Origin of the sequence: Selenomonas sp. FOBRC9 (genome assembly GCF_000287655.1) — a bacterium.
Taxonomy (GTDB): Bacteria; Bacillota; Negativicutes; order Selenomonadales; family Selenomonadaceae; genus Centipeda; species Centipeda artemidis.
In genome coordinates this window covers 144274-155443 of sequence record NZ_ALJR01000012.1, presented here as the reverse complement: position 1 = coordinate 155443, position 11170 = coordinate 144274, and the positions used below count along the sequence as shown (strand labels likewise).

At 55.6% G+C, this 11170-nt stretch carries 9 protein-coding genes and 1 riboswitch; of the genes, 2 read left to right on the top strand and 7 right to left on the bottom strand.

All coding sequences use genetic code 11. The features are described from left to right. The 3 genes from HMPREF1147_RS12390 to HMPREF1147_RS03520 all read right to left on the bottom strand — a co-directional run. The coding region (locus tag HMPREF1147_RS12390; protein ID WP_369791738.1) for a helix-turn-helix domain-containing protein at window positions 1-204 on the bottom strand (204 nt) is incomplete at its 3' end. Window positions 205-472: 268 nt separating this feature from the next. Then, window positions 473-1924: a glucose-6-phosphate isomerase gene (locus tag HMPREF1147_RS03525; RefSeq protein WP_009657638.1), complete on the bottom strand. Its 1452-nt coding sequence runs from the start codon at window positions 1922-1924 to the stop codon at window positions 473-475. An 18-nt stretch (window positions 1925-1942) separates the two neighbouring features. Continuing rightward, a complete protein-coding gene (locus HMPREF1147_RS03520; protein WP_009657705.1) occupies window positions 1943-3298 on the bottom strand; it encodes a phosphomannomutase/phosphoglucomutase in 1356 nt (451 codons plus the stop codon). A 264-nt stretch (window positions 3299-3562) separates the two neighbouring features. On the opposite strand from HMPREF1147_RS03520, the gene HMPREF1147_RS03515 reads away from it, so the two are divergent. Beyond that, window positions 3563-4516, top strand: a complete 954-nt coding sequence (locus tag HMPREF1147_RS03515; RefSeq protein WP_037351095.1) for an AEC family transporter — start codon at window positions 3563-3565, stop codon at window positions 4514-4516. A 72-nt stretch (window positions 4517-4588) separates the two neighbouring features. Here HMPREF1147_RS03515 and HMPREF1147_RS03510 read toward each other — a convergent pair whose 3' ends face one another. Further along, a complete protein-coding gene (locus HMPREF1147_RS03510; protein WP_009657612.1) occupies window positions 4589-5602 on the bottom strand; it encodes an iron ABC transporter permease in 1014 nt (337 codons plus the stop codon). Next, on the bottom strand, window positions 5599-6651 hold the full coding sequence (locus tag HMPREF1147_RS03505; protein ID WP_232208041.1) for an ABC transporter substrate-binding protein: 1053 nt from the start codon (window positions 6649-6651) through the stop codon (window positions 5599-5601). The genes HMPREF1147_RS03510 and HMPREF1147_RS03505 overlap by 4 nt, the downstream gene beginning before the upstream one ends. A gap of 110 nt (window positions 6652-6761) precedes the next feature. On the opposite strand from HMPREF1147_RS03505, the gene HMPREF1147_RS03500 reads away from it, so the two are divergent. Beyond that, the gene (locus tag HMPREF1147_RS03500; protein ID WP_009657695.1) at window positions 6762-7556 is read left to right on the top strand and encodes a Rossmann-like domain-containing protein; all 795 of its coding nucleotides are present in this window, start codon (window positions 6762-6764) and stop codon (window positions 7554-7556) included. 350 nt (window positions 7557-7906) lie between these two features. On the opposite strand, the gene HMPREF1147_RS03495 is transcribed toward HMPREF1147_RS03500, so the two are convergent. Next, window positions 7907-8365, bottom strand: a complete 459-nt coding sequence (locus HMPREF1147_RS03495; protein ID WP_369791737.1) for a transposase — start codon at window positions 8363-8365, stop codon at window positions 7907-7909. Between the two features lie 530 nt (window positions 8366-8895). Then, a complete protein-coding gene (locus tag HMPREF1147_RS03490; protein WP_009657702.1) occupies window positions 8896-10908 on the bottom strand; it encodes a TonB-dependent siderophore receptor in 2013 nt (670 codons plus the stop codon). Between the two features lie 110 nt (window positions 10909-11018). Continuing rightward, a riboswitch (molybdenum cofactor riboswitch) is annotated at window positions 11019-11150 on the bottom strand. Window positions 11151-11170: the final 20 nt, after the last annotated feature.

Here is an 11170-nt window from a genome sequence, read left to right as displayed (position 1 = left end):
TTGGTATGTGGTAAGGTCTGAGCGCATTTGTGTCACAGTGCCGCGTGTAATCTCCCGATACAAGGTAGAGCGGGAGATCTTCACCTGCTTTGCAATGTCAGTCTTTGACATACCGGTGGATAGGAGGGCAAAAATTTGTCCGCGCCGATATGGGTCTAGGTGTTTATATGAGCGCGTGGTTGTGGTAGAATGAGTATGGGACATGGCAGCACCTTCTGTTCTGTTTTTGTGGTGAAAACATTGTAACACATTGAGCGCTGCCTGTCCTTTTTTTCTGTCCCACTTCATTTTACCATGAACCTACAAAAGATAATAAGGCTTGTTATTTTCGTCTTAAAAGATATTGGTTCTTTCTTCAATTCTATTCAGGAGCATCATATAATTTCTATATTTTTTTAGGATACAATGTACTCAAAAAACCGACGCTGCTGCACGGCTGTGTGCAGCAACGTCGGTTTTTAGTTGTACCGCTTTACTTCTTTTTCAGTGCGGCGAGTTTCGGTCCCATGATGCGCTTGTACGCCTCGACGCCGGGCTGGTCGAACGCATCCACGTTCGCAAGCTCGCCCTCGTAGGCAATGGACATGGAGAGCATGTAGAGCAGTTCGCCGAGATGATACGGCGTCAGCTCCGGCAGTGCGAACACTGCGCTGTACCGCTTATTCGATGCGAGTGCGTCCGCGTTCGACTGACGCGCGACCTCAAGCGCCGCGCCCATCGTGACGCCCGCGATGTCTGCGAGTTTCTGAACATTGGGGAATGCGTTTGGGATCGTGATGTCGTCCGCCCATTTGTCGATGCGGATAAACTGCACGACCTTGTTCAGTCTGCCCTCTTGATGCTGCTGCGTCTGCGCGTGCATATCCGTCGTACCGACGGCGACGACGGGCGTGCGTCCGTAGCAAACCTCCTTGCCGTCCTTGTTGAATTGCTTGCCGAGGGATTCGGCGAGGAGCTGGATATACCACTCGGAGACGGATTTCAGATAGTCGCCGTACGGCATCATGACCTCGATGTCGCGCCCATGCTTCTCCGAGGCGGCGAATTTCAGCGCGGCGTTGAGCATCGCAGGGTTCTGCCAGAGGTCGTCATTTTGACACGCCGCATCCATATCGCGCGCGCCCGCAAGGAACTGCTCGATGTCAAAGCCGATGCACGCGGCGAGCGTCAGCCCGACCTCGGTAAAGACGGTGAACCGCCCGCCGACGCCGTCCGGCACGGCGAACTGCTGCCACCCCATCTCCATCGCGAGCTTCTTGAGGAGCGTCGGCTTCTCCTCATTCGGGTCGGTGACGGCGACGACCTCGACCTCGACGTTGTCCGCCTTCATAAATTCATCGTACATGACCATGAAGTTCGACATCGTGTCGAGTGTGCCGCCCGACTTCGAGATGACGAGCAGCATGATGCGGAGTGCCCCCGCGCCGTTCTTTTTCTTGATCTGTGCGACGTCCTTGAGGTGATTGATAATATCACCCGTGCGCCGCGGGTCGATGTTGTTCCCGCTGAAATAGATGCGCGGGTAGTTCCCACGCTGTTCGTTCGAGAGTGAGTTCCACAGCTCGCCGCAGTGCACGTCGAACAGCACCTTGTTCCCGAGGAACGAGCCGCCGATGCCGAGCGAGATGAGGACGTCCGTGTGCTCCTGCGCGTGTTTGCCGAGTTCCTTCAGCCGGGCGATGGACGACGGGGAGTTAATGTGCCCCTCCGCGATGTACGGCGTCTGCGAGAACAATACTTTCTCCGGTTCGCCGTCTTTGGAGAGATGCGCGCGGATGAACCCCGTGGCGCGCATGACCTTCATCGCCTCATGCGCCTTTTTGAGCGCGTCCGCATAGGCCGCCAGATCGGCATCCGTCACCTTTCCCTCGCCGTAGAGATTGTCATAGTCAAAGGTAAACCCGGATTTCAGTACAAGACTCATCGAAACACTCCTTCCCGCTCAGCCGCGAATCTCTTTCAGCAGTTCGTCCGTCTTTTCCTTCAGCAGCGCGTGATCTGCGCGCGTCTCGACGTTCAGGCGGATGACCGGCTCCGTGTTGGACATACGCAGGTTGAACCGCCACTTGTCGAATTCGATGGACAATCCGTCAACCTTCGTCACCTTGCCCTCTTTGCCGTATTTCGCCTCGATGCGATCCATAACCGCCTTTGCGTCCGTAACCTTGCTGTTGATCTCGCCCGAGGTCGGGAATTTATCGATGCGCGCCTGCATCAGCTCCGAAAGGGTCTTGCCGCCCGACGCACTCATGAGCTCGGCGACGAGCAGCCACGGAATCTGACCGCTGTCACAGTAGGAGAAGTCGCGGAAATAATGGTGCGCGCTCATCTCACCGCCGTAGATGGCGTTGACCTCGCGCATCTTGTCCTTGATGAACGCGTGTCCGCTCTTGCACATGACGGGTTTCCCGCCGAGGCTCTCGGCGATCTCGATCGTGTTCCAAATGAGCCGCGGATCGTAGATGATGCTCGCGCCTTTGTTCTTCTTGAGGAAGGCTTCGGAGAGGAAGCCGACCATGTAGTAGCCCTCGATGAAGCCGCCCTTCTCGTCGAAGAGGAAGCAGCGGTCGAAGTCGCCGTCCCACGCCACGCCAAAGTCCGCGCCCGATTCGCGCACGACTTTCGCCGTTGCCTCGCGGTTCTCCTGCAAAATGGGGTTCGGCACGCCGTTCGGGAAGTTGCCGTCCGGCTCGTTGAATACCTTTACCAGCTCGAATGGGAGCAGTTTCTCCATCGCGTTGATGATGGGACCCGCCGCGCCGTTTCCTGTGTTGACGACGATTTTATACGGCTTCAGCTTGCTCACGTCGACATAGGAAACGATGTGCTTGACGTATTCGTCAAGAATGTCTACCTGCTCGATTTTACCCGGCGTGGATGCCGGTGCGGGATAGGTCTCGCCGACCGCCATCGCCGCAATGTCCTTCAGCCCCGTATCGCTCGAGATGGGGCGCGACTCCGCGCGCACGAACTTCATGCCGTTGTACTGCTTCGGATTATGACTCGCCGTGATCATGATGCCGCCGCCGAGCCCGAGGTGCGCCGTCGCGAAGTAGATCATCTCCGTGCCGCACTGCCCGAGATCCACGACATCGCAGCCCGCCTCGGTCAGCCCCTTTGCGAGCGCATCGCGGATCGCGGGACCCGAGAGCCGTATATCATGACCGACCGCAACCTTCTTCGCGCCAAACAGCGTGGGGAAACTGCGCCCGACACGGTAGGCAAGCTCCTCGTTGACTTCGTCCGGGTAGACACCGCGTACATCGTATGCGCCAAAACCTTTGTCCGTCACTGCCATAACGTCCCCTCCTCCTGAGAGATGCCGCCCGGCGCCTCTCAAAACAGTTGATTCACTGTGCGCCGCAGGAACAAAACACGGCGCAAATATCATATTATATAATGAAAATATTCGCCGCCGCGCGTCTCTTTTCCTGTCTATTTTGATAAATATAAAGAAGTTTTCCTTTGCATTTCCATTGATTTTAATTGCGACTTGGAGGTAGAATACAAGCAGCCGGATCCTCCGGCACAGACGGCGCAGCGCAAAGGAAAGGCGATTCTCGTGGACACATCGGATTACCGTATCATCTATCTTTTCACCGACCTCCTCCTGCCGATGATCGTCGGCTATCTGCTCTACCGGCACGGCAAAATCTCGGACGCTCTCATCAACAAGATTCTCCGGGGCAATGTCATCGTCATCTACACGATCCTCGCGTTCATGAGCTGCTGGACGCTGCCGATCTCATGGGATCTCGCACTCATCCCTATCTACGGGATTCTCATCGTCCTCTTCCCCGCACTCGTCGGCAAGGCATTTTTCATTCGGCGCTATCACAGCCCTCTCGACCGCGGCGCGTTCCTCGCGAACGCGATGATGTCGAACATTACGACCCTCGGCGGCGTCTGCGCCTTCATCCTCTATGGCGAACAGGGATTTGCCTACGCGCAGATCATGGGTATCTTTCAAACGCTTATGCTCGTCCTCGCCGTCTTCCCCATGGCGCAGTATTATTATTTGCAGCACAAAAATCACGGCAAGCCCGGCAAGATACAAATGCATTTCCTCAGCATCTTCCTCTCCCGGAACCAGCTCAGCATCATCGGTATGGCGGCAGGGCTCGCGCTAAACGCTGCGGGCATCGCGCGTCCGCCCGTCCTCGGGGACGTATTCGAGGGACTTGTCCACTTCGGCGCGTGGTTCGGGATGCTGCCCGTCGGGGCGCTCGTCAACCTCCACCGTACGCGCCGTTATGCACGATATACGCTCGACCTCTTCCCGCTGCGTTTTTTCATCCTGCCCGCCTTTATGATGGCAATCAGCTATCCATTCGTCCGCGATCCTGTTCTCCTCGGTACCATCCTCGTATTCTCCGTGACGCCGGGTGCGATCAACTCCGTCACCGCGGCAAAGCTCTATAGGCTCAATGTCGACTATACCATCGCGGGCTTCCTCACCACGAGCGTCGCATTCTTCTTCGTCGTCTATCCAGCGCTGTACTTTTTCCTGCGATAGGAACGTATCCATAAAAAGGCGGTAACGAACGCGTCAAAAACGCGATGTCGTTACCGCCGTATTTTTTATGAATCAACGTAATCTGCGGTGATACCGTATCAAGAGATACAGGAAAAACGGCACGCCGACGAGCGAGGTCAAAATGCCGATCGGCAGTTCCATCGTCCAAAGGCTCCGGGAAAAGTCGTCCGCAAGCAGGAGGAGCAGCGCGCCGAGGAGCGCCGACGCGGGCAGCAGGCGGCGCGCATCCGCCCCCACGAGGAAGCGCGCGAGATGCGGCACAACGAGCCCCACCATGCCGATGATGCCGCTGAGCGACACGGCAGTCGCCGTCATGAGCGTCGCACAAAGAATAACGATGAACCGCACGCGCTCCACATCGATGCCGAGCGTTTGCGCCGTCTCGTCGCCGAACGAGAGCAGATTGATCCTGCGGCGCAGCAGCACGAGCGGCAGCATCCCGCCCGCGATGAGCACAGCGGGCAGGGGCAGATCCTCCGGGCGGATCGCCGCCAGACTCCCCATCAGCCAGTAGACGATGACGGGCAGCTTATCATACGGATCGGCAAGGTATTTCGTCATGGAGAGCAGCGAGGTAAAGAGTGTGCTGACGATAATACCGGCGAGAATGATCGAGAGCGTCGTATCCCCGCCCCGACAGAGCTTCACCCCAACGATGTAGGTGACCGCGACCGCGCACATGCCGCCCGCAAAGGTCACGCCTTGGAGCAGCCATATCGGCGCGCTCCACAGGATCGCAATCGCCGCGCCGAATCCCGCGCCCGCCGAAACACCGAGAATCCCCGGCGACACCATCGGATTGCGGAACATGAACTGATACGCTGCCCCCGAGACCGAGAGCGCCGCTCCGACGAGCACTGCCCCGACGATGCGCGGCATCCGCAGCGCGAGCACAGTGGAGGCGGGGCTGTGCGTCACGGGAACGATCCCCATCTGCCCCGCAAGCGCATACAGCATGTCCCCCACGGAAAGGTCGTAGCGTCCGATGAGGAATGAGCAGAGAAACACTGCTGCGAGCAGACCGACGAGGAGAGCAAATCGAATGCGCAGTGCCGCGCCCGTCATCGCAGTACCTGCTCCTTTGCAAGCAGTACGTCCACGCCCGCATCGTCGAGCTCATAGTGATAGAACAGCCGGTAGTACCTCTTCGTCTCTGCGCGCAGATCAAAACCGGACTCCTGCGGATAGAGCCGTACAGCGAGCCATATCATGCCCATAAAACGATTGACCGACGGCGGGCGTCCCATCCAGTCATAGGGCTCGGCGGGAACGCGCAGTACCTTCCCGTTTTTCACCGCGGAGAGCTCCCGCCACGGGAGCGCCGCAGGATCAATCTCCGTCTCCGCGCCAATGAGAAGGACGTCGGGGTTCCACGCGAGGATCTGTTCATAGGACACCTGCGACATCGCGCCGTTCGTCGGCTGCTCGGCATCCGCGACGTTATCCGCGAGCAGGTCGAGCACCTGTGCGTGGAACGAGCCGCGGACAACTGCCATATTCCCATTTGCCCCCGCGACGTAGAGCAGACGCGGTTTTTTTTCGATCTGCGAGGCAAGCGTCATCGTCCGATGGTAAATGTCGGAGCAGTAACCCGCAAGTTCAAGACCTTCCTGCTCCCGCCCGAGCACCTTGCCAAGCGTCCGGTACGCCTCGTCCGTATTGTCGAGCCGCGCCTCCACAAAGATCACGGGAATGCCGAGCGCCGCTTGGATTCCGGCCATATCCTCCGCGATCGTCGGCTTTTTCTCACCGACGTCGATGATGAGCTGCGGATTCGCAGAAAGGATCGCCTCCTTATTCAGATTCTTCATCCCGTAAAACTGCCCGAATACCGGCAGATCGGCGTACTTCGTCCCGATATAGGGGAGCGCGGCGTCCTTCCATTTGCCCACGATACCGACGAGCTCGTCCGGCGCGGCGGCAAAGAGCGCTGCCTGTGCGAGTCCGCCCGACGGCGCGATGCGCTCAATGTGCTTCGGCAGCTCTACCGTTCGCCCCGCGGAATCCGTGAACGGATAGGTGTCGTCATTCTCCTGCCGCTCCGTGCTGCATCCCGCGAGGACACAGGTTAGGAGAAACAGCACGGCAAGGAAGAGATTCTTTTTACACGGCATATTGCTCACCTCGTTTTCCCTCATTGTATCATATCTCCGAATTTCCGTGGTTGCGTTTTTTCAAATTTCTGCTATCCTGATAATGAAATAAACACCTCAGCGGAAAGGGCGTGTTTTTCTTGAACTATTGGCATCTCTACGACGAAATCCTCGCAGATATACCGGACGACGTCTGCATCGACGACTACGCGGTCGGCGTCCCTTGGACGTTCGTCCGCACCGGTGACTTTGCCGGCGTCGCCATGACGATCCGCAGCGACACGCGCCCTCACATGCGTGACGAGAGCTTTATCGGGTGCTCGCTGCGCGAGGCGGCGGAATGCGTCATGTCGTGGAACGGACACGAGGCATCCATCGCAACTGCGGCAATCAACGCGTGGATCAACCGTCCGAAGAAAGTCGCTTCACTGCGCGGGTTCCACGACGAGGACGAGCACGCCGAGACGCTCGCCGAGCGGCGCAAATTCGAAGCGTTCGCACTCTACAAGGAGCGCATTCGCGGGAAGAAGGTCGCCGTCGTCGGGCATTTCCCAAATTTCGAAAAGGAATGGTCGCCCATCTGCGAGCTCTCCATCCTCGAGCAAAATCCACACGACGGAGATTATCCCGCCGAGGCTGCCGAGTACGTCATCCCGCGGCAGGATTTCGTCTTTATGACAGGCGCGACCTTTACGAACAAAACCATGCCGCGTCTGCTGGAACTATCGCAAAACGCGGTGACCGTCATCGTCGGTCCCTCCGTCCCCATGCACCCGTGCCTCTTTGACTACGGCGCGGATGCGCTCTCCGGATTCACCGTCACCGAGCCTGCCCTTGCCGCCGATCTCGTACACAGGAGCTCGTGGCAGGGCATTTCCCCTTGCGGCAAGATGGCGGATCTGTTGCCGCCGGGGACGCTTTTATAACACGCGGGCAGCGTGTATCAATACATTCTCGTTTCTATTGCATGGCACGCATAAAGAGTTTGAGGGCACGGCAGCGCCGTGCCCCTACAGGACGCGTGTATATCGTGATGTTTGCACACAACGAGGCGAACGAATCTGTCGCACATTCAATCAACATGTTCTCATATATCGAACTATTCTACGCTTTCCATCGGTTGACATGGAATCGCCCCCCGTTTATGCCGCCTCGGTAGGGGCACGGCGCTGCCGCGCCCTCCTCCAATGTATCGCGGCTGAACAACATCAATGCAGACGACCAAGTTCCCCCTTCCTCCGATACGGCGCGACACTTGCGTTCCCGATACAATTGTTTATCTGATATACAGCTCATCCTCCTCCCATTTTACAGGATTATTTCGAATGTATGCGACAATATTTTGATATTCCTCCTCTTGGCGAATCACACGTTCATAATAATTTTCCTGCCACAGTACGGCACCGTTTGTTCCACGAAGCTCATTGATACCTCGTGTAACAATCGCCTTAAAGGAGCGTACGATCGTCGGCAACGAACCAACTGTCGGCTTACCGAACTGCTCTCCCACTCTGCCGGTATGTTCCTTATCGGCACGTGGTTGCTGCGTATCCAAAAACAATATCCCATGAAAGTGATTTGGCATCACAACCCATTCGTCTATCAGGACATATGATCGTAAAAGCCCGGTCTTTAGCCATTCATCCACCACAATATCGCCAAACGGGTTGCATATCATTTCCCCCTGTTTTATTTTTCCAAACAAAGGACGATGCCGGTAGGTGCATACAGTAATAAAATATGCGCCGTTTTGTGTATAATCGTATCCTTTTTATGCGAATGCTGCGGCGATGATGTACGGAGGGATCATACGACACGGCTTTCCTCCTGCTCCTATCATGTAAAGTGTATGTGTATCGGCTTTCGTCCTATTGCATGGCGTGCGTATGTTGTCCAAGGGCACGGCACCGCCGTGCCCCTACGGGGCGCGCGTATATCATGATGTTTGCACACGATGTTAGGTGCACGCGAATCGAACCATTTATCCAAGATGGTACAAAATTGTATGCCGTCGTTTTGAAGAGCTGCCCATTGACATTAGAACATAAACATCCCCCATATTATGCCGCCCTCCCCCGATGCATGGCGGCTGAACAACATCGAGACAGATGGATAAATTCTCCTTCCTTCGATAGACGACGGCGTACCATTCCGCGCTTCTATGTCCCCATGTTCATATACTAAAGATACTTCATGCTACGAAAGAACGCAATCCCTCGTCCCCCACGGAACGATAGGATTGCGTTTCTTTTGTGACCTAAATGCTTAGAAATCCATCTCGACGCCAAGCATGACGTTTGCGCCCTGTGCATCATGATAGAGCTTGTCCTGGTAGTCCGTATTAAAGATATTATTCACGCGTAGGAAGCACTCTAAATCGGTCTGCGGGCGATATCGCAGGTCGAGATCCATTGTGAGGTATCCCTTGCTGTTCGGTCTGCCGCTGCCGTTTGTCCACCCGCTGACAGCGCGCCCCAAAAGTGTCGAGCGCCATTTGCCCATACGATAGGTCGCACCAAGATTGAACATCTGTTTCGGCAGCCCCGTCGCATCTGTTGTGTTTCCGCCCGTTATGTCTTCAGCTTTCATCCATGTATAGTTGGCAAAACCATGCCAACGGCTGCTAAAGGTTTGCCGATAGCCAAGTTCCAGACCACGGATACGCGTCCGGTCGACATTGTAGTATGGACCTCCCCGAACAATGCGCGTGATGCGATCCGTTACGTCCGTCCGGAATATAGAAAGATCGAGCGATGCCTGCGATCCGAACCGATGCTTCCAGCCGATCTCATAGTTTCGGTTGCGTTCCGGTTTCGGTATAGGAATGCCTTGACGGATATTCGTCGCTGCACTCTTTGCCTGAACAAAGAAATGCGTACGCCCGGCTGAAAATCGAACAGTATCATCCTTCGTCAGATCGTGTGTAATATTAAGCACAGGGTCAGTTGCGTGTTCTTTACTTTCTTGTTTTGTTTCACTTGAACTCGCGTGATCCTGCGCTACGCTCTCATAACGGAGCCCCAGCGTCATGCGGGTACGTGCGTCAAAACTCCATGCATCCTCCACATAGAACGCTTGCCTCTTATCCGCACCACGCTCGCTGTAACCGGTATTATTCTCGTCCGTATGCCAGTCAATCTTTATATATTTCGCACCAAAGCCGAGCTGATGTTTTGCTCCAAGTGCCGCGGAGGCATTGGTCTCAATACCGTTTCCCTTCGAAAACCACCCGCTGCGATACCACTGAGGTGCGCCTGCGGTAAAGTGTGTGAGACTCCCGCCTTCTCTGGTCAACAGGTTCCGCACCCATAAATTATTATCATCAACCAAATGATAATACTGCACATCATACTGCCACTTATCACTCGGGCGGCTCTCGAACTGAAGGGCAATATTCGACTGCTTAAAGCCGTCATAATGCCAATCCCGTGTTTTGTTATTCTGTTTCATCGGCCTCGTGATGCCGTTCCCTGCCGCAACAGACCAGTTTGTTCCGTTATTGAGCACCGCTCCTGTCACCGGATCAATATTATTGGCAATCTCGGCATCCATATTGGAATAGTAGCCGCTGAGTGTCAGCGTAGATTTTTCCGCCGTCTTGACCTTGATCTTTCCGTCGAAATAGGTTTTCGTATTCTCTTCATTCGGCTGATAGCCATTCGTATGGCGGCGCGAGACATTCACGGCGTAGCTGACGTTCCTATCGCTGCCGCTGTAGCCGATACGCATATCATAAGCATGATGTGAGCCGCCGCCAAGATGCAAGTGTAATCTTCCTGCGCCTTCACCGTCCTTCGTTGTAACGAGGATTACGCCGCCCTTATAGTCCGTACCGTATCGCACAGGGCCGGGTCCCTTGATGATCTCAACCTTTGCGATGCTGTCCGCGGGGATTGTGGAAAGATCAGCTGCCGCATTAGATGCAATTCCCGTAAGGGGGAATGTCGGTACACCGTCAATATAGACTTTCGTCTGATCGGCTGCCGCACCGCGGATACGGACCATCTTACTGTTCTTATCGGCAGGTGCCATGTAAAGCCCCGGCACCTGCGAGAGGATCTCTGAGAGGTCGCGATAGCCGCGATCCTTGATCTCCTCCGCCGTGATGGTATTCGTCGTGACGAGATACTTATCAACCCCATCCGCCTCGACAACAACGTCGCCTGTCTCATACGGCTCAACCGTCGATGCCGCCTGCGCCTGAGGCAGGAACGCAAAGCCCAGTCCCGCCGTAACCGCTGCGGCAAGAGCCAACCGATACGCGCTCTTTTTATTCATACCAATCTCCCTTTCTCTTTACAGCTATGAACCGCATATAATAAAAAAGAACCGTTTCCCGTACCGTCGGCACAGCAAACAGTTCCCCTGCCGGTTTCATGCTCCGTCACAGCGGTCGCTGCCGATTTCCTTTTCAGTACGGAAGGGCGCGGCGTTTCCGCCGTTCCCCTGTGAGCAGATTGCTCAGGCGCGATACCATAGGTGCTCCCCGTAGGTATCTTTGCTCGGAACTCGTTTATTTTACAATTTATAATTAATTTTA